Source organism: Ruegeria sp. AB5 (assembly GCF_056542645.1).
The window spans coordinates 156,016-174,770 of sequence record NZ_JBQGAE010000002.1; the positions used below are offsets into that span (position 1 = coordinate 156,016).

An 18,755-nucleotide genomic window follows, 5' to 3' on the forward strand; every position below is an offset into this window, starting at 1 on the left:
CCGCGCAGGTCGCACTTGCAAGCGGGCTTATTGTCCTCGCCAGAGATCGTGCGCCTTACGCATCACCGTGGGCAGATCACTGGGTTTGAACGCATGTTTGGTCAGTATCGTCAGACCCTCCGGTGCGTCCCTGTTGGGCAATTCTGACGTCCAGACGCGCAGCACCAGGTGGAAATGTGTGAACGTGTGGCGCACTTCGCCAGGCAGCTCATACCAGTCCGCCGGAAACGGAGGCGCTTTGGTTGGGGCATCGGACCAGTCCGAGCCCGGCCAGCCCAGCATACCGCCCAGCAGCCCTTTGTCGGGGCGGCGTTCCAGCAGGAAGGCTCCGTCTGGGCGCTGGGCGATATAGATATGTCCAAATCGCGTTGGTTTCGGTTTCTTTGGTGTCTTCTTCGGCAGCTCAGACTGTGTGCCCGCGATGCGCGCAAGGCAGGGGTCGCGCAGGGGGCAGATGCCGCACGCTGGAGATTTCGGAGCGCAAATAGTCGCACCCAAATCCATCACTGCCTGGGCATAGTCTCCGGGGCGCTGAGCTGGTGTCAGTGCTGTGGCCCTTGCTTGCAGAACAGGCTTGGATCCAGGTAGCGGGTCGTGAATGTCGTAAAACCGTGCCATGACCCGTTCGACATTGCCGTCCAGTACGGTCTCTGGCTGGTCAAAGGCGATGGCCGAGATTGCCGCTGCGGTATAAGGGCCGATCCCCGGCAGTTTCAGCAGCGCGTCATAGGTGTCGGGGAACTGCCCGTCGTGACCTTCGGCCACAACCCGCGCGCATTTCAGCAAGTTACGCGCGCGCGCGTAATATCCAAGCCCGGCCCATTCACCCATGACCTGCTCGTCCGGGGCGGCGGCCAATGCCTGAATTGTGGGCCAGCGGGTGACGAAGCGCATGAAATAGTCGCGCACGGCAGCCACGGTCGTCTGTTGCAACATCACTTCGGACAGCCACACGCGGTAGGGATCCGGTCTGATGCCCAACGCCCGGTCGGACGGCCCAACACGCCATGGCATCTCGCGCGCGTGGCGGTCGTACCAGTCGAGCAACGCTGTGCTCACGTCGAATTCAGGGCTGTCACGCAAGTTTTATCTATCTCACTGTCGGGTTTCGCTGGCGCCTGCCAGTCTGCCTATTACAATAGCAGGGCAGGAGTTGGAAACCAGATGCAGCGCAGACGTTCTTCGACCCGCGGGTTCAAACGCACCGCGACATTGCTGAACGACCAGATCAGGCGTGCCGGAGAGACCCGGGGTTTCGCGGTGTCGCGTCTTCTGACCCATTGGGCCGAGATCGTGGGGCAGGACACTGCCGCCATCGCAAGACCTGTAAACGTAGGCTATGGCAAGGGCGGGATTGGTGCGACGTTGACCTTGCTGACGACGGGTCCGCAGGCACCGATTCTGGAAATGCAAAAGGAACAGCTGCGTGGCAAGGTGAATGCCGTCTACGGCTATAACGCGATCAGCCGCATTCGCATTACCCAGACGGCTCCGACCGGTTTTGCCGACGGACAGGCCAGTTTCGATCACAAGCCGAAAGAAACAAGACCGGAAATCAATTCAGAAATCGCTGCCGAGGCAGATCAGGTATCCCGCGACGTTCATGATGGAGATTTGCGCGCGGCACTTGAACGACTGGGCCGCAACGTCTTATCTAAACACAAACGCTGAGAAAGGGCTGAGAATGAGCCGTATTGCAACCGTAATATGTGCGGCTGTCGCCGTCGCCGCTGGCGGCTATTGGCTGTCAACCTCCAATGCCACCACCGCCAACCCGCTGGTTGGCAGCGCTGTTGCGCAAGAGGCTGATCTGGACACCTCCAGCATCGTCGAGATGGTGCAGGGGTCCAAAGACGCACCGGTCGAGATCATCGAATACGCATCCTACACCTGTCCGCATTGCGCGACCTTTCATCAGGGCACGTATAAGAAACTGAAGAAAGATTTCATCGACACCGGTAAGGTGAAGTTCATCTACCGCGAGGTGTATTTCGACCGCTATGGTCTTTGGGCTTCGATGGTCGCACGCTGCGCCGGGCCCGATAAGTTTTTCGGCATCACGGATCTGATCTATCAAGATCAGTCAGAATGGAGCCGCGCGGGTGGCCCGGCCGAAATCGTGGACGAACTGCGTAAGATCGGACGACGGGCAGGTATCGACAATGATCAGCTCGAAGCCTGCCTGCAGGATGGAAACCGTGCCCAGACGCTGGTAGCGTGGTATCAGGAAAACGCCGAACGGGACGATATTACCGCGACCCCGTCCTTTGTGGTCAACGGCAAGAAAGTTTCGAACCAGTCCTACGACGACTTCAAGGAACTGATCGAAAACGAGCTCGGCAGCTAGGCCGGTCTTTGGTCGGCCTGACACAGGCCGACCACCTCATCACGGGGATGGGGCAGCTTTCAGGATCATCTCTTTCACCTCTTCGGACCCAGCAACCTGTAGCCGAACAGGCAGCGTCACGACTTTGCTGCGGAAGTCTGGCGGCAGACGAACGGCGTCTTTCTCGGTGGTCACCAGTTGAGCGCCAAGCAGGCGGGCTTCGTTCTCCAGCCGGGTCATCAGCGCAGAGGTCAGAGGTTGGTGATCATCCAATGCCTCGGCCCGCAGGACATCCGCCCCTTGCTGACGCAGAGTCCGGAAGAATTTCTCGGGGTGACCGATCCCTGCAAAGGCCAATACGCGCGACCCGGACCAATCCATTCCGGTTTGCAAGGGTTCGATCACGCCCGTTGCATGGGGCACTGTAAGTTTTGGCCCCCACTGGTTGGCAAAGTTGTCCTGAGCGTATGTGTCACCCAAAGACAAGACCAGATCAGCGCGCTGTAGCCCAACGTCCACGGGCTCCCGCAAGGGACCCGCAGGCAGGCACAGACCGTTGCCGAACCCGCGCTGGGCATCCACCACGATGATCGAGAAATCCTTGGCGACTGTCGGGTTCTGAAACCCGTCGTCCAGAACGATCACGGTTGCCCCGGCCTCGGCAGCCGCGCCTGCGCCTGCGGCACGGTCTTTTGCGACCCAAACCTCGGCGAACATGGACAGCAGCAGGGGTTCGTCCCCGACCTGCGCCGCGTCGTGTTTTGACGGATCAACCCGAACCGGTCCTTCCAGAGATCCGCCATGGCCGCGTGTGACCACGTGGGGCTCGTGCCATCCACTGCGCAGTTGTTCCAGCGTCCAGATCACCGTGGGCGTCTTGCCGGTACCGCCCGCGTTCAGATTGCCGATGCAGATCACCGGAACCCCCGGTACGAAACCGTCGCCGGATTGAATTCGCCGTGCAGTCGCCGCTGCATAGAGACGACCCAGCGGAGCCAACAGACGGGCGCGCAGGGCTGGATGCGCAGGGTCGGTATTCCAGAATTCAGGTGCGCGCATCGGGGTCACTCCGCCGGTCCAAATGGTCTTGTACCATCTCGATCAGATGTTCGGCCTGCGGGGCGCCTTCGGTGATGGCCTGCCATCCGGCCAGTGCCATATCCGCTGCACGATCTGGCGCCAAAAGGGCCACCACGGCGTCCCCAAGCTCGGTTGCGGTTTTGACAGACAGGGCTGCCCCGGCCTGTGCAAGACGGGTGTAGATGTTTTGATACAGGTCCACGTGAGGGCCGTGAATGATGGCCGACCCAAACGCAACCGCGTCAAGCGGGTCTTGCCCCCCCGCACCACGCTCAAGCGAGCTGGCCATGAACGTTACCGCCGATACACGTTGCCAAAGGCCCAGATCCTCGGGCTCCGAGGACAAGATCACCTGTGTCGTGTCTTCGATCGGACTGCCATCATCCCAGTTTGCACAGCGTAGATCCATGGATTCGAGCCTGCGGTGCAAGGGAAGGGCTTCGGCCCTGTCGGCGACATGCAGGATCAGGGCCAGCCGGGGCAGGATCCGCAGAGCTTGCCGATGCGCACTGAGGACCGAGATGAATTCTTTTGCTTGAACCCTGGCGGCCAGCCAAACCGGACGTCCGGCAAGCACATGATTGATCTGGATCAGTTCGTCTTCGGGCCATGACCTGGGGTTCGGGCTGACCTGCAGCGGCGGCGCATCGGTCACTTTTGCAGACGGGATACCCAGCCGCCTGATTTGGCGGGCGGTTTCTTGCGAAGGGGTCAGAATCGTTTGGAAACAGTCGAACGTGTATCTTGAAATGTCAGGCAACCATCGCGCGTTGCGGGAGAGTGAGACATCAAGCTGAGCCTCGATCAGGATCATGGGGATACCGTGCTCATCTGCCCGCGTGATGACATTGGGCATCAACCCGCCACCCACCCAAAGCCCCATGTCGGGCCTCCAGTGATCCAGAAAGTTTCGCGCCGCGCCTGTTTGTTCGTTCGGCAAGTTGACGATGGGAAAGGCGCAGCCGGTCCAGCGGGTCAGGTCAGCTTCGGGAGGGGCGCTGAGCAAAATGGACAGGCCAGGTCGGGTTTGCTGCATTCTGACGCAGAAATCACCAATCGCGCGCAAACGATCGCGCGAAGAGATATGAACCCATAGCAATTCACCGTCCGGGCGGGGCTGCTCAGGTCCACCACTGTGCTGCTGGACGCCCCAGGACAAAACCCGGTAGGCGGCAAGGCTCAGGGATCGCGGTTTGTTCATGGGTCAATCCCGGAGCTATCCGGATCAAGCCGCGTCGACAACTGCGTGTGAATGTCTTGCCCGGCAGCGAGGACACCGTTCAGTCTGGGATGTGCGTTGTTGAAAAGCAGAGGGTTTCCAGCACGGTCTGTGCAGGTTCCGCCTGCCTCGCGAATGATCAGGTCACCGGCTGCGATGTCCCATTCCCAACTGGGCCTGAGCGTCAGCATCCCGTCAAAACGCCCCTGCGCGACCAGGGCCATGCGATAGGCCAACGAGGGACGGTACGCACGATCGAACCGAGGCACCTCGCGCCGGTTCCAATGCTTGCGGTCGAGGTTGGGTTTGGCCGCCAATATGGTTGCCATGTCCAATGCCGATGTTTGCGATGCCTGTATCGGCATGCCGTTCAACGTGGCCCCCTGACCCTTTGCCGCGGCGTAAAGCAGATCGCGCCGGGGCAGATAAATGACCGCCGCCGTAACCTCGCCACGGTCCGCAACCGCCAGTGAATGTGCCCAGGTGCGCGAGCCTGCGGCAAAGCTGCGGGTGCCGTCGATCGGGTCAATGATAAACGCGCTGTCCCGGGACAGGCGGTTGTCCGAATCCTCGGTCTCTTCGCTCAGCCAGCCATATTCGGGCCGCGCCTGTGGCAGCATCTGCTCCAGCATATCATTGACCGCCAGGTCCGCCTCGGTCACTGGACCGGCCCCATCCGGCTTGTCCCAGCGCTGGGCCTGCGCACCCGAGTATCGGGTGGCGATCTGTCCGGCTTTGCGCGCCGCGTCGATCAGCAAAGGCAGGTCAGTTGCCGGCAAGTGTCATTCCTTCGATCAGCACCGAGGGTACAACGCGCGACAGGTAGGGGCGCGCATCATTGGCCGGGATGATCCGTTTCAGCATGTCCCGCAGGTTGCCGGCGATGGTGCATTCATTGACCGGGTGCGTGATCTCTCCGTTCTCGACCCAAAAGCCCGAGGCGCCCCGGGAATAGTCCCCGGTATTGGGGTTGATCGTTGATCCGATCATCGAGGTGACCAGCAATCCGGTTCCCATATCCCGCAACAGGTCTTCCCGACTCTGGCTACCTTGTGTCAGGCTGAGGTTCCAGTTGCTGGGCGAGGGGGGTCCGGAAACACCGCGTGCGGCATTGCCCGTCGAGACCATGTCCAGCTTGCGGGCGCTGGACAAATCCAGCGTCCAGCCAGTCAAAACCCCGTGTTCGACAATCGCCCGGCGGCGCGTAGCCAACCCTTCGGCATCAAAGGGGCGTGAGCCCGAGATACGCGGGCGGTGCGGGTCTTCGATCAACGACAGATGCTCTGGCAATACCTGCTCGCCCAGAGAATCCTTCAACCACGAGGCCCCGCGCGCGACGGCCGCCCCGTTTCCAGCCGCCAAAAGATGTCCGATCAGGGAAGACGAAATGCGCTCGTCGAACAGAATCGGGAAACTACCTGTTGCCGGCTGGCGCGCGCCGATCAGTTCGACCGCGCGTTCCCCGGCCTTGCGTCCGATGTCACTGGGGCTGCGCAGATCGGATTGAAAGGTACGGCTGTCGCCGTCATAGTCCCGTTCCATCCCGGTGCCCTCGCCCGAGATGGCAACACAGGAAGTCGAACGGCTGCTGCGTTCATACCCGCCGGAAAATCCATTGGTGGCAGTCAGATGAACGCGATGAGTGCCGTAGCCTGCTGCCGCATCCGAAACCTGCGAAACACCGGACACTGCCAACGCGGCGGCCTCGGCGGCCAACGCGTCTTGCATCAGGGCTTCGGCAGACGGTTCAGGCGTCGGGTCAAACAGTTCCAACGCGTCAAGATCCCAGCTTTCCGCCAACTGATCGCTGGTCGCCAGACCTGTGAACGGGTCCTCCGGAGCTTCTTGGGCCATGGCGACAGCCCGTTCAGCCATTGCCTTCAATGTTTCCGGGCGGCTGTCGGAACTAGAGACAATCGCCTGTTTTTTGCCCAGAAACACCCGCAGCCCCAGATCGGTACCTTCCGAACGTTCGGCATGTTCCAGAGCGCCGTTGCGCACCTCGACCGAAACCGACGATCCGTCGATGACAATGGCATCCGCCGCCTCGGCCCCGGCAATACGCGCGGCCTCAAGCAAGTGTTGGCTGATCTCTTCTGGTGTGCGGGTCATGCGGCCTCCGGTTTGATTGCCAAGGACCTAGCCTTGCACCGCGCCTCTCGCAAGACCCTGACGGTAATGTGCGGGAAGGCCGAATGGTGCGGCCTTCCCGGATCGCATCACTTGATGCGTTGACCATTGGCCAGAATCTGGCCGTCCTCGGTGAATTCGATGGTCGAGTTCAGCGTGTCGGCTTCCTCGCCCGCAACCGCCATCATGCCCATCATCATCCGAGCACCCAGCGCGTCGTCATCCGACATCAGACCCATGCCGATCAGCTTGTCGATCAGCGCGTTGGCACCCACCAGTTGCAGGTTGGCGATACCAGACGGCGCAGGTACGCCAAATTCCTCGGTGTTTTCGTTGTCGAACGTAAATTCGCCATCACCTGTCAGTTGCGCGCCGATCATCGAAACCAGCAACTCGTTGATATTCAGCGAATGCAGCTCGGCGGGAACATCACCTGTGTCCTCCAGCGCTGCGGTATCTTCGGGGTCGAAGATGTTCATCAGAACCTTCGCGGTTCCGGTGGTGTCCAACGCAATTGTTGCCGGATCGCGCGGCAAGGTGGCTGCCGGGTCGAACATGCTCCAGAGGATATCGGACATGGTGAAGTCTGTCAGGTTCAGTCCAAACGCAAAGGGTGCGGCCTCATCCGATTCCTGAATGGGAATTTCAAGGTTCAATCCGGCTTTCGCCATCGCGATTTCGATGGGGAAGGGCAGGTCGCCCGTGGTCACCGCCAGTTTTGCGTCGTTCTGTTCGAGGTCATAGGCCACACGCTCAGCATCGACGCTGGCTTCCAGCCGCCCGCCCTGGGACGAGCTTGCCATGGTGAACTGCTCACCTTCGCTGACGCCGCTGATATCGGTTTTGCCCGACCCGTAGGCGATCATTCCCGAAAAGGCGAAGCCGGATTCATAGAGGGCTTGCGGATCGGACAGATCGATATCCGTAGGCATGATCGAATCGCCGTCGGATGTCAGCTCGTTCAGAACGCCTTCGAACAAGCCTGATTCCCCGCTTTCGGGATCTTCAAAGCTCAGCCTGTATGTCATTTGGTCCGCATCGAGCGTCTGGGCGATTTCGCGGGTCTCGCCAATCACCATCTGCGAGGTGCCTGTCATGCCGGTGAACTCAAACGTCGCTTCCAGCGCGTCTTCGGGAAGCGGTTCGTCGCCGCCTTCGATCGAATCCAACACGATCCCAATCGCGGTGGCCGAGTAGTCATAGGTCATTTCTTCCGGGGAGCCCGACACAACCATATCGAGATCGGTTTGGTTGTATGTGAGGTTGACCGTAAACTCTTCGTCCTCGGCCTGACCGGAAATCACCATTGGAAAGCTCTCGGGGAAACCGACGCTGACCGTGCCGTCTCCGTTTTCGGTCAAGATCACCTCGGGCATGGTCATCTGGAACTGACCGTCTTCCTCGGTTAGGTCCAGAACCATGGTCATATTGGTGATGGTGGTGACATCGCCTGCGCTGCTCTGCTCGCCAGAGATGGTGTAACCCATGGACTGGAAATAGCTTTGCCAGTCGCTCCAGACATCATTTGCGGTCAGATCAGCCAATGCACCCTGGGTGGCAACGGCATAGACCAGCGCTGCGCCACAGCTACTGCGGAGGAAAACGGACATAAGGTAACCCTTCTTGATCAATTTGTGCGCATGGTCGGGGTTGTGGCGGGTATCGTCAAGGGGGCAAGGACTGGACCCTTTCCCCCTTTCCGCGCTACGCCTGTTGCAAGGTTCCAGCCCATTGTCCGAGGAGAGGTAAATGCAGGGAAAAACGGTACTTATAACAGGGGCCAGTCGCGGGATCGGGGCCGAAGCAGGGCGCGTTTTTGCCGCAGCGGGTGCGAATGTGGCGCTGGTGGCCCGTAGTCGGGATCAGATCGATGCGTTGGCAGCCGCGCTTGGCGACAACGCGATTGCGCTGGCCTGCGATGTCAGCGATTTCGCGCAGGTCGAACAGGCCGTGGCCGATTGCGTCGCCCGCTTTGGCGGATTGGACGTTCTGATCGGCAATGCCGGGGTGATCGAGCCGATCTTTCATCTGTCCAGCGCCGATGTCGTGGCATGGAGCCAGGCCATAGATATCAATCTCAAAGGCGTTTTCTATGGCATGCGCGCAGCGCTGCCTGTGATGCGTGCGTCTGGCGGCGGTACAGTTCTGACCGTTTCTTCGGGCGCGGCATCAAACCCGGTTGAGGCCTGGAGCCACTATTGCGCTTCGAAAGCGGGCGCGAAAATGCTGACAGAATGCCTGCATCTGGAAGAGGTACATAACGGTATCCGCGCAATGGGCCTGTCACCGGGTACGGTGGCCACGGATATGCAGCGGGTCATAAAGGCCAGCGGCATCAATCCGGTCAGCCAGCTGGATTGGGATGTTCACATCCCGGCCGATTGGCCCGCGCGGGCGCTGCTGTGGATGTGCTCGTCCGATGCGGATGAGTTTCTGGGCTCCGAGATTTCGTTGCGCCAGGACGATATCCGCCAAAGGATCGGTCTGACGTGATAGATCTGACGCGGGAGGACGGGCTTTGGACCGTCACGATCAACAATCCGGACAAGGCAAATGCCTTGACGGGGGCGATGCTGACCGAGCTGGCCGAAATCGCCGAGGCCGCCACCGCAGCTCGTGCTCTCATCCTGACTGGAAACGGCAAGGTGTTCAGCGCCGGTGCCGATCTGGACGAGGCGCGGGCCGGGTTGGCGACCTCGGATGTGTGGGAGAGGCTGTCAGGAGCGATTGCTGCTCTGCCCTGTCTGACGGTGGCGGCATTGAACGGAACGTTGGCGGGTGGGGCGAACGGGATGGTTCTGGCCTGTGATCTGCGCATTGCCGTGCCCTCGGCCAAGTTCTTCTATCCGGTGATGAAGCTGGGATTTCTGCCGCAACCGTCTGATCCCAGGCGCATGGCGGCGCTGATCGGCCCGGCACGGACCAAGCTGATCCTGATGGCCGGTCAAAAGATCACGGCGGAAGAGGCCTATGCCTTTGGCCTCGTGGATCGCATCGTCGCGCCTGAGGCGTTGATGCCAACAGCGCGTGAACTGGTAGCAGACAGTGTTGCCGCGACCCCAAAGATCGCTGCGGGCATTGCAGAGTTGTGCCGATGAGGTTGTCCGCACTGCGCTTGCGCGTCGCCGACCCGGATCGCCTGGCTTCTTTCTATCGGGACGCGTTTTGCATGTCGGTACGGGAAGACGGTGAAAACCGGCGGGTTGGATACACCGGTCAGGACGCCGACCTGCTGCTGATGCCTGGTGGCGGTGGATACACTCACGATCAGGCCCAGAGGTATTGGAAGATCGGGATTACGCTGCCGGATGTGGATCTGGCGGTCGATGTCTTGCGCCAACGCGGGATTCCAGTCAGTGCCCCGCACCAGTTTCTGGACATCGGCTATATGGCCCATCTGAACGACCCGGAGGGCTTTGTCATCGAGCTTTTGCAGCATGATTTCGAAGGCAACCGCCCTGAAAACACAGCCGATCCCGACAAACCGTTTGCTCAGGCGCGGGTCGGTCAGATCACCCTTCGGACCGGGGACATCACCGCCGAAGATGCATTCTGCCGGTCCCAAGGGATGAAGCTGCTGTCGATGCAGGATGTGGCCTCATATGGGTTCGATCTGCACTTCTACGCTTTCACGCAGGAGGCCCCGCCGGATTCTGATCTTTGGGCCGCAGGCAACCGGGAATGGTTGTGGAAACGCCCCTACACAACGCTGGAGTTCCAGCACGTGCAGGGTGCGCAATTCGCGCCTGTACCGGACTATAGGGGTCTGGAACTCGAAGGTCTGACCGAGCGGCTGACTGATGCGTTTGGCGATCCTCTTCTGCCGGGCTGATCACCGCCCGCGCCGCTTGCCGGGTACTTTCGAACGAAAACCGGGTGGGCGCTGACGGACCCAGTTCAGAAATTTCTCAAGCCGTGGCTGGGCTCGCAGGGCCTCGACCGAGTTGAAGCTGCGGGCCAATTCGGCTTCGGTCAGGGTGGCGTGGACCTCTTTGTGGCAGATCTGGTGCAGCAGAACGGTCGGCCCGCCCTTGCCTCCTTTGAGTTTTGGGATCAGATGATGCAGGCTTCCGCCACCCTCGGGGATCGGGCGGTCGCAAAGCGGGCAGATCGGATCGCTGTTCGTCATGGTAGGGTATGATGCGCCTGCGGGCGATGAAGGCAAGAGGGCAAGAATGGCGCAGGCAGTGGTGATCGGGGCAGGGCCTGCTGGATTGATGGCGGCTCAGCAACTTGCTCTTGCTGGCCATAAGGTACTGGTAGCCGAGGCCAAGCCTTCGGTCGCCCGCAAGTTTCTTATGGCGGGGAAATCCGGTCTGAACCTGACCAAGGATGAGTCGTTTGAGACCCTGATCCAATCCTATGACGAAGCCGTCGACTGGCTGCGTCCTATGTTGTCCGAATGCAATGCGCAGGCGATCCAGGACTGGGCGCGCGGTTTGGGGCAAAACCTGTTCACCGGTTCGACGGGCCGCGTGTTTCCGACCGTTATGAAGGCGTCGCCATTGCTGCGCGCGTGGTTGGCGCGTTTGTCCGAGGCCGGCGTCGAGATCAAAACCCGCTGGCGCTGGACCGGATGGGACGGAGACGCGCTGACATTCGACACGCCAGAAGGGCCGCAAGCCCTGATGGCGGACGTGACGATTCTGGCGCTGGGTGGGGCCAGTTGGGCGCGGTTGGGGTCGGACGGCGCCTGGGCGGATCGTCTTGTGGAGAAAGGGGTCGAAGTGACTCCGTTCGCACCGGCCAATGCCGGGCTGTTGGTGAATTGGTCGGATCACATGACCCCACATTTCGGCGCGCCCATCAAGGGTGTTGCGTTGAAAGCCGGGGGCTTGCACACGCGGGGAGAGGCTGTGATTTCCGCGCGCGGATTGGAGGGCGGGGGCATCTATGCGATTTGCAAGGCTGTTCGGACCGGAGCCCCCCTGACGATCGATCTGATGCCAGACCTGACTGCGAGCGACATAGTTACCCGTCTGAGCAAAGCACGCGGCAAGGCCAGCCTGTCCAACCATATCCGCAAGGTCCTGAAACTTGGGCCAACAAGAACGGCTTTGTTGATGGAGTTCGGACGCCCCCTTCCTGATGCGCCCCAGGCCTTGGCCCAACGGATCAAATCCTTGCCCACCCGCCATTCGGGTTTGCGCCCGATGGATGAAGCGATCTCGACCGCAGGCGGTGTCTCGCGCCGCGCGGTCAATGAAAACCTGATGCTAATGGCCTTGCCGGGCGTCTTTTGCGCCGGAGAGATGCTGGATTGGGAGGCCCCGACGGGCGGCTACCTGTTAACCGCCTGTTTCGCCACCGGGCGCTGGGCAGGGAAATCAGCGGTGAATTGGTTGTCGGAAAACGGCGTCAATTGAGTTCAGCTAATCTGTTAAACGCTGGCCTGCTTCTCATCTGCTTGCCGTAGGTTTTCAACAAGTCGGAATTCAGCGGGAACCCCACGCCCTTTGCCCAACTCATACAATGGACCAGAAGGATGTCAGCGATTGTCATCTCATCGCCCAACAGAAAGGGGCCCTGGAAACGGCGTTCCAACCGCTTGAAATTCTGGTCAAACTCCCACATCGCAGCGTCTCTGACGGCGGGTACGCGCTTGTCCTCGGGCAGGACAAAGACATGCCGGGCCGCAACCCAAAGCACTGCATCCAACTCATCCAGAATAGCGTGGAACAGCGAATCCTGAATCGCCCTCTCGTAGCTTCCGGCTGGATATGTGAACGCGCCATGTTTGTCCGCCAGATAGGTCATGATCGCGGAACTGTCCGAGATCACGTGATCGCCATCCACCAGAACCGGAATCTTGCCCGTGTGGTTCAACGCGGCGACCTCGGGGTCGCGTGGACCAACCTGCACAAGCTCGTAGGGTTGTCCCAGTTCTTCAAGCAACCAGATCACGCGTGATGCGCGGCTTTGAACGCGACCATAGACCTTGTACATGCTGACCTCCCGCCAAGTTTTGGACTGACTGTGACCCGGGGCGCGCGGACGTCAATACCTACGCAGGGTCAACGCGTCCGGGCCAGCATCGCCAAACGGATCATGGCCCGTTCAACCAGGGCCATGGCAGGGGCTGTCTGACCAGCGGAACGCAAGGACAGGTCCGTATCCGTCAAAACCGTCAGCGCCGTCTGCAACTTCGGTGCGCCCCAACCCTGCGCCTGCCGCAAAATTCGGTCACGCCGTTTGCCATAGACAGGCGGGCGCAGCCTGCCGATGCCTTGTGCCGCGCCACCCGGGTCCGACGCACAGGCATAGAGCGTCCGAAAATGCCGGGTTGCCCCGATGCAAAGTGTCACCCCGTTGGTTCCTTGCGCCTGCAATCGCCGGATCAACGGCCCTATCTCTCCGGCACGTCCTTCAGCGACAACGTTCAGAACGTCGTCCAACGCCGCTTCGGTCGAGCGTGGCGCGCAGGCCTCGATATCTTCCAGGCCAAGCTCAGAAGGGTCGCCACGCTTGTACAACGACAGTTTCTCAACCGTCTGGGCGAAGTCCCCCGGGCTAAGGCTGCTGGCCAACTCACCAAGCGCTGACATCGCGTCGCGCGGGATATTCTGTAGCCCGGCCTGGGTCAGAATGCGTTCGACCTCGGCCCGAGAGGGTGGATCGTCATAGATGCCCACTGCGTAGGCGGCCGGATGTGATTCAAAGGCCTTGCGGATTTTCGAACTGGGTTTGAGCTGACCTGCCGTGACGATGATCTGCGCATCACCGGGCGCCCAATCCTCAAGCGCGGTGAGGATCGAAGGTGCAGCGGTATCGGTGGCATCCTCTACAAATACAGCACGAGGGCCAGGGAAGAATCCGACTGATTTGACCGCGTCCAGCAACAGGGCAGGATCGCCGCGCAAGTCGCTGCCGGGCATGCGGGTCATGCGCATTTCTTCCTCGGCATTGGCACCCAGCAATGCCGCCAGCACCTGCTGGCGTTTCAGCGCTACCCGCATGGCATCGGCGCCGTAGATCAGCAGCCCGGTCTTGTCGGCATCCGGTTTGGCAAAATATCCATCAGCCTCGCGCGGGCTCAGCTTCATGTGGTCAGGTCCGGCGTGGCATAGAGGCGATTGACGATCTGATCGGACAGAATCACCATAAGGCGTTCCTTGGCATCTCTTTCGTCGGCCAAAGTCGACACGGTAGAGCCGGCCGCCGAATAGCCCACAAAATCCGTCACGATGCCCGACGCAAGGATCTGACCGGTTTCATTCGAGGTCAGCTTATATTCTGCGCGACCGTCGATGGACAGCCGGTTGGTTTCATTTGTGGTCGTGATCGCCGCAGCCTGCGTGACGGTGGCAACGCTTACATCCAGACGATAGGCATTGCCCGACACTGCGCTGCGCCCCAGCTTTTGCTCGAGGTTCTGAACCAGCAGGTAGCTATCGACCGAATTGGGGGCCGAAACCTCGACTTTGCCGAACAGCGCCGAGCCTGCCCCGCCGGGGGCATAGATCGGTTCAAATCCGCAGGCAGCCAGCGCCAGCGGGAAGAGCAATAGAGTTCTGCGACTAAACGACGACATTCACGATCCGGCCCGGGACGACAATCACCTTCTTCGGCGCATTACCATCTAGCGCCTTTTGTACAGCTTCGGTGCTGAGCGCGATTTTTTCAACCTCTGCTTTGTCCATATCTTTCGGAACGCTGATTTCCGCGCGGCGTTTGCCGTTGATCTGGATCGGCAGGGTGATGGTGTCGTCGACCAGCATCGTTTCGTCAGCCACGGGCCATGGGGCGGTCGCCACCAGACCTTCGCCACCCAGTAGCTGCCAGAGTTCCTCGGACAGGTGCGGGGTCATCGGCGACATCAACTGTGCCAGTGTCTTCGCGGCCTCGCGTTTGGCCTCGGTCCCTGCTTTCGACTTCGCCAGAGTATTGGTGAACGCATAAAGCTTGGCGATGGAGGCGTTGAAGCCAAAGGATTCCACACCACCCGACACATCATGGATCGCCTTGTGCATTTCGCGCAGCAAGGTTTCGTCTTCACCATTGGCTGGAACGTCTGACTCGGCGATCTCGGACGCGATGCGATGTACACGACTGAGGTGCTTGAATGCAGCTTCAGCGCCCGATGCAGTCCATTCCACGTCTCGCTCGGGCGGCGAATCGGACAGGACGAACCAGCGGGCCGTGTCTGCACCGAAGGCCGAGATGATGCTGACCGGATCAACCACGTTTTTCTTGGATTTCGACATTTTGGCCGAGGGAATGATCTCGACCTTAGTACCGTCGGCCAGTTTGCCGTCGGTCACATCCTCGGGCAGATGATAGATGGGGCGGCCCTTGGCGTCGCGGGTCTGGTAAATTTCATGCGTGACCATGCCTTGGGTGAACAACGCGTCAAAGGGTTCAATGGCTTTTTTCGGCAGGTGGCCGGTGATCTGCATCGCCCGCGCGAAGAAACGGGAATAGAGCAGGTGCAGAATCGCATGCTCGATGCCGCCGATGTACTGGTCGACATTCATCCAGTACTCGGCCTCGGCCAGATCGGTGGGCGTTTCCGCGTTTGGCGCAGTGAAGCGGGCGAAATACCACGACGAATCGACAAATGTGTCCATCGTGTCGGTTTCACGTTTGGCCGGAGCGCCACAGGACGGGCAGGTGCAATCGCGCCAGGTCGGATGGCGATCCAGCGGGTTGCCCGGCTTGTCGAAGGTGACATCGTCGGGCAGGCGGATCGGCAGGTTTTCTTTCTTCTCAGGCACCACGCCGCAAGAATCGCAATGAACCACAGGAATCGGGCAGCCCCAATAGCGCTGACGGCTAAGACCCCAGTCGCGCAGGCGGAATTTGGTGACACCTTCACCCCAACCGGCCTTTTCCACGAAATCGACGGTGGCGTTGATGGCGTCGTCGCCCGTGGCCTCGGTCAGGCCGGCAAAATGGTTTACCCAGCAGACTTTCTCGGTTTTCGGTGGCACGAAGGCGACCTTGTCCACCGGCGTGTCATCGTCCAGCGCAAAGAACGTATCGACCACGGGCAGGCCGTATTTGCGGCAGAAATCCAGATCGCGCTGGTCATGGGCCGGGCAGGCGAAAATCGCGCCGGTGCCGTAGTCCATCAGAATGAAGTTTGCGATCCAGACCGGCAGTTCCCAATTCGGATCCAGAGGGTGTTTGACCTTGATGCCAGTGTCATAGCCCAGCTTCTCGGCGGTCTCGATGGCCTCTTCTGTGGTGCCACCCTTGCGGCATTCGGCAACGAATTCAGCGACTTCTGGGTTTTCAGCCTCAAGCTGTTTGGCAATCGGGTGATCTGGCGAGATGCCGACAAAAGACGCGCCCATCAGAGTGTCGGGGCGCGTTGTATAGACGGTGATCGGCTCACCACCATCGGTGCGCTCAAAGCCAAACTGCAAGCCACGCGACTTGCCGATCCAGTTCTCCTGCATCAGACGGACTTTTGCTGGCCAGTTTTCAAGTGTGTCCAGGGCGTCCAGCAACTCCTCGGAGTAATCGGAGATCTTGAAGAACCATTGCGTCAACTCGCGCCGTTCCACCAAAGCGCCCGAGCGCCAGCCGCGTCCCTGTTCCACCTGCTCATTGGCCAGAACGGTCATATCGACCGGATCCCAGTTCACCACAGCGTTCTTGCGGTAAACCAACCCGGCGTCGAGCATATCCAGGAATAGCGCCTGTTGCTGGCCGTAATATTCAGGATCACAGGTGGCAAATTCGCGGGACCAGTCGATCGATAGGCCCAAAGGCTTCATCTGTCCGCGCATGTCGGCGATATTGCCATATGTCCAATCTTTGGGGTGACCGCCAATCGCCATCGCGGCGTTTTCGGCGGGCATCCCGAACGCGTCCCATCCCATTGGGTGCAAGACGTTGTGGCCGGTCGCCAGCTTGTGCCGCGCGATCACGTCGCCCATCGTATAGTTGCGCACATGCCCCATATGGATGCGGCCGGACGGGTAGGGGAACATCTCAAGCACATAGTATTTCGGCTTGTCTGCCTTGTGATTGGCGGTGAAGAGTCCGGCCTTGTCCCAGGCCTCTTGCCATTTTGTTTCGATTTCATTGGCCGAGTAGCGCGACATCATACGGTCCTTCGTAACTGAAAACGCCGGGTAGGAACCCGGCGTGGTCTTTAGAGCGATTTTGAGCGGGTTGCTAGAACTTGTTGTCCGCAATCCGCAACTGTCGCGCGCGCGACAGGATCGCATCTTCGACAGCACGCGTGGTTGCGGCGCTGACCGGAGAGCCCCCGCTTGACTGCAGGGCAACCGACAAGGACCGCGCAGCCAAGGCCGGATCGCTGATGTGAACCGTTGCGCGATAGGACCGCCCTCCGCCCGGAGGGGTGCCGTATCCCGTTACAATCACTCCGGTAAACGGATCAACCTCTTGTACAGGCAGGAAATTCAGAACGTCCAGCGATGCGGCCCACAGGTAGCGGTTCACATTGGTGGTCTGTTCGGCGTTGTTGGGTCCGAAGACGTCCCAGATGGTGGAACGATTGGGATCGTTCAGCTCTCGTTCCTCGGTGCGGGTGCTTTCTGTGTTCAGCAACGCAGGGTTTGGCGCAGCACCTCGATTCTGTCCGCAGGATGCCACGGCTGCGGTCAGCATGATCAAACCCAAAATCGTCGGCAAGCGCATCGTCAGTTGGTCCTGTTTCGCTGTATTTGCGGTCTTTGGATGCTACTCCTAGCCAAGGACCCTGTGCGCAACAAGCCTAATCTTATCAAATCCCGGCTCGGAGATCGGATCAGAGCGCAAAACTGACTGTGGCATCCTTGCACCAATTTTACCACAATGCAGCCCGGTCATTTAGGCCAAGCTTGCGCAATAGGGGCAAAAAGAGCGAAACGGTTCCCGTGCTGAGACATGTGCTTTGGCATGTGTCGAGTAGATAACTCTTTTTAAACCGAGGGAAACAAGATGAAAAAAGTTCTCTTCGCATCGACGGCGCTGATTGCGACCGCAGGCGTTGCAGCAGCTGAAGTGAAATTCAGCGGTTACGGCCGTTTCGGTATCGGCTACTTCGAAGACCGCACCGCGGATCTTCCGGTTGCTGGTGCAGTGACCACCAACACCAACACTCAAACCACCACAGGCGGTGGCGTGATCACCACCACCACCACATCGACGACCGGTGGCGGCGGTACTGCTCAAGACATCGACATCGACGACACAATCCTGGTCTCGCGCTTCCGTCTGAACATCGACGGCATTGTTGAAACTGATGGTGGCGTTCGCTTTGAAGGTCGTGTGCGTATTCAGGCTGACGACGACGGTGAAGGTGAAGCCAACGAAGCACAGTTGAACGGTGCTCGCTACTCGGTCATCTTCGGTGGTCTGCGCGTTGACGCGGGCAACATCGCCGGTTCGTTCGACAACCTCGCGAACTACTATGGCTACGAAGTTGGTCTGGAAACGTTCCTGGGTCAGTACTCGGGTGTTGACTACAGCTTCGCAACCTACAGCTCGTCGGGCGCTGGTGTGAACGGCGTGTTCTTCCAGTACGCTGTCGGTGACTTCGCATTCGGTGCATCCTATGACACCGGAGCGACCAGTGTAAGCTCGGATGGCACCAACATCTCCGTCGACGATGGTCTGGATCGCTGGGACATCAGCGCAACCTACACCTTCAACAACATCACTGCCGCTCTGGCCTATGGTCAAACCGACGCAGCTTCGGGTAGCGACCCGAGCCTGACCGTTCTGACCCTGGGTGCAGAATTCGGTGATTTCGCAGGTACCCTGTTTGTCGCAGACGATGCGACCGAAGTAGATGCCACTGACGGCACTGCCTATGGTCTGTCGGTTGCCTACAACCTTGGCGCCGCGACCACCATCCAGTTCGTCTATGGTGACGGTTCGGCTGATGGCGATACCCGCAACATCGGTATCGGTGCTCACTACGACCTGGGCGGCGGTGCATCGCTGCGCGGCGGTATTGGTGAGGTCAAAGAAGGTGACGCAGACGGCCGTATCCGTGCCGACTTCGGTGCCCAGTTCAACTTCTAAGTTGATCTGAACCGC

At 59.9% G+C, this 18,755-nt stretch carries 19 protein-coding genes; 7 read left to right on the forward strand and 12 right to left on the reverse strand.

The window, feature by feature from the left end:
- Positions 1-27: 27 nt before the first annotated feature.
- A complete protein-coding gene (gene mutY / locus ACR0L4_RS06025; protein WP_480511364.1) occupies positions 28-1,083 on the reverse strand; it encodes an A/G-specific adenine glycosylase in 1,056 nt (351 codons plus the stop codon).
- An 81-nt stretch (positions 1,084-1,164) separates the two neighbouring features.
- Here mutY and ACR0L4_RS06030 point away from each other — a divergent pair, with 81 nt between their 5' ends.
- Together ACR0L4_RS06030 and ACR0L4_RS06035 are read left to right on the forward strand one after the other, a co-directional pair.
- A complete protein-coding gene (locus tag ACR0L4_RS06030) occupies positions 1,165-1,671 on the forward strand; it encodes a DUF721 domain-containing protein (RefSeq protein ID WP_480511366.1) in 507 nt (168 codons plus the stop codon).
- A 13-nt stretch (positions 1,672-1,684) separates the two neighbouring features.
- Positions 1,685-2,347, forward strand: a complete 663-nt coding sequence (locus ACR0L4_RS06035; protein ID WP_480511368.1) for a DsbA family protein — start codon at positions 1,685-1,687, stop codon at positions 2,345-2,347.
- Between the two features lie 39 nt (positions 2,348-2,386).
- On the opposite strand, the gene lpxK is transcribed toward ACR0L4_RS06035, so the two are convergent.
- From lpxK to ACR0L4_RS06060, 5 genes are all read right to left on the reverse strand, one after another.
- The gene (gene lpxK / locus ACR0L4_RS06040) at positions 2,387-3,385 is read right to left on the reverse strand and encodes a tetraacyldisaccharide 4'-kinase (RefSeq protein WP_480511370.1); all 999 of its coding nucleotides are present in this window, start codon (positions 3,383-3,385) and stop codon (positions 2,387-2,389) included.
- Complete coding sequence (locus tag ACR0L4_RS06045) at positions 3,372-4,607, reverse strand: 3-deoxy-D-manno-octulosonic acid transferase (protein ID WP_480511372.1); 1,236 nt, start codon at positions 4,605-4,607, stop codon at positions 3,372-3,374. Before ACR0L4_RS06045 ends, lpxK begins: the two co-directional genes overlap by 14 nt.
- Positions 4,604-5,404, reverse strand: a complete 801-nt coding sequence (locus tag ACR0L4_RS06050) for an inositol monophosphatase family protein (protein WP_480511374.1) — start codon at positions 5,402-5,404, stop codon at positions 4,604-4,606. The genes ACR0L4_RS06045 and ACR0L4_RS06050 overlap by 4 nt, the downstream gene beginning before the upstream one ends.
- The gene (locus ACR0L4_RS06055; RefSeq protein WP_170750116.1) at positions 5,391-6,737 is read right to left on the reverse strand and encodes a TldD/PmbA family protein; all 1,347 of its coding nucleotides are present in this window, start codon (positions 6,735-6,737) and stop codon (positions 5,391-5,393) included. Before ACR0L4_RS06055 ends, ACR0L4_RS06050 begins: the two co-directional genes overlap by 14 nt.
- A 107-nt stretch (positions 6,738-6,844) precedes the next feature.
- Entirely contained in the window at positions 6,845-8,365 is a 1,521-nt protein-coding gene (locus ACR0L4_RS06060) for a DUF2125 domain-containing protein (protein WP_480511376.1), read from the reverse strand.
- Between the two features lie 139 nt (positions 8,366-8,504).
- Between ACR0L4_RS06060 and ACR0L4_RS06065 the strand changes: the two genes are divergently transcribed.
- From ACR0L4_RS06065 to ACR0L4_RS06075, 3 genes are read left to right on the forward strand one after another with little or no spacing between them, the layout of a single operon-like run.
- A complete protein-coding gene (locus ACR0L4_RS06065; RefSeq protein WP_480511378.1) occupies positions 8,505-9,248 on the forward strand; it encodes an SDR family oxidoreductase in 744 nt (247 codons plus the stop codon).
- Positions 9,245-9,853, forward strand: coding sequence for an enoyl-CoA hydratase/isomerase family protein (locus ACR0L4_RS06070; RefSeq protein ID WP_480511380.1), 609 nt, complete (start codon positions 9,245-9,247; stop codon positions 9,851-9,853). The genes ACR0L4_RS06065 and ACR0L4_RS06070 overlap by 4 nt, the downstream gene beginning before the upstream one ends.
- Entirely contained in the window at positions 9,850-10,587 is a 738-nt protein-coding gene (locus ACR0L4_RS06075) for a VOC family protein (RefSeq protein ID WP_480511382.1), read from the forward strand. The genes ACR0L4_RS06070 and ACR0L4_RS06075 overlap by 4 nt, the downstream gene beginning before the upstream one ends.
- Here the strand turns inward: ACR0L4_RS06075 and ACR0L4_RS06080 are convergent, their stop codons facing one another.
- A complete protein-coding gene (locus ACR0L4_RS06080) occupies positions 10,588-10,884 on the reverse strand; it encodes an HNH endonuclease (RefSeq protein ID WP_480511384.1) in 297 nt (98 codons plus the stop codon). It abuts the gene before it with no gap.
- A 46-nt stretch (positions 10,885-10,930) separates the two neighbouring features.
- On the opposite strand from ACR0L4_RS06080, the gene ACR0L4_RS06085 reads away from it, so the two are divergent.
- The gene (locus ACR0L4_RS06085) at positions 10,931-12,121 is read left to right on the forward strand and encodes a TIGR03862 family flavoprotein (RefSeq protein WP_480511386.1); all 1,191 of its coding nucleotides are present in this window, start codon (positions 10,931-10,933) and stop codon (positions 12,119-12,121) included.
- Here the strand turns inward: ACR0L4_RS06085 and ACR0L4_RS06090 are convergent.
- The 5 genes from ACR0L4_RS06090 to ACR0L4_RS06110 all read right to left on the reverse strand — a co-directional run bounded on the left by ACR0L4_RS06090 (position 12,114) and on the right by ACR0L4_RS06110 (position 17,369).
- Positions 12,114-12,701: a glutathione S-transferase family protein gene (locus tag ACR0L4_RS06090; RefSeq protein ID WP_480511388.1), complete on the reverse strand. Its 588-nt coding sequence runs from the start codon at positions 12,699-12,701 to the stop codon at positions 12,114-12,116. The two genes, ACR0L4_RS06085 and ACR0L4_RS06090, sit on opposite strands and share 8 nt — an antisense overlap.
- Positions 12,702-12,769: 68 nt before the next feature.
- Complete coding sequence (gene holA / locus ACR0L4_RS06095; RefSeq protein ID WP_480511390.1) at positions 12,770-13,798, reverse strand: DNA polymerase III subunit delta; 1,029 nt, start codon at positions 13,796-13,798, stop codon at positions 12,770-12,772.
- Positions 13,795-14,286, reverse strand: a complete 492-nt coding sequence (gene lptE, locus ACR0L4_RS06100; protein WP_480511392.1) for an LPS assembly lipoprotein LptE — start codon at positions 14,284-14,286, stop codon at positions 13,795-13,797. The genes holA and lptE overlap by 4 nt, the downstream gene beginning before the upstream one ends.
- Positions 14,273-16,807, reverse strand: coding sequence for a leucine--tRNA ligase (gene leuS / locus ACR0L4_RS06105; RefSeq protein ID WP_480511394.1), 2,535 nt, complete (start codon positions 16,805-16,807; stop codon positions 14,273-14,275). Before leuS ends, lptE begins: the two co-directional genes overlap by 14 nt.
- A gap of 73 nt (positions 16,808-16,880) precedes the next feature.
- Positions 16,881-17,369 carry a DUF3576 domain-containing protein gene (locus ACR0L4_RS06110; protein ID WP_170750105.1) on the reverse strand — a complete coding sequence of 163 codons (489 nt, stop codon included), beginning with the start codon at positions 17,367-17,369 and terminating at the stop codon, positions 16,881-16,883.
- A gap of 282 nt (positions 17,370-17,651) precedes the next feature.
- Between ACR0L4_RS06110 and ACR0L4_RS06115 the strand changes: the two genes are divergently transcribed.
- Positions 17,652-18,740 (forward strand): porin, encoded by a 1,089-nt coding sequence (locus ACR0L4_RS06115; protein WP_170750104.1) that lies wholly within the window; start codon positions 17,652-17,654, stop codon positions 18,738-18,740.
- The last annotated feature ends 15 nt before the right edge of the window (positions 18,741-18,755 follow it).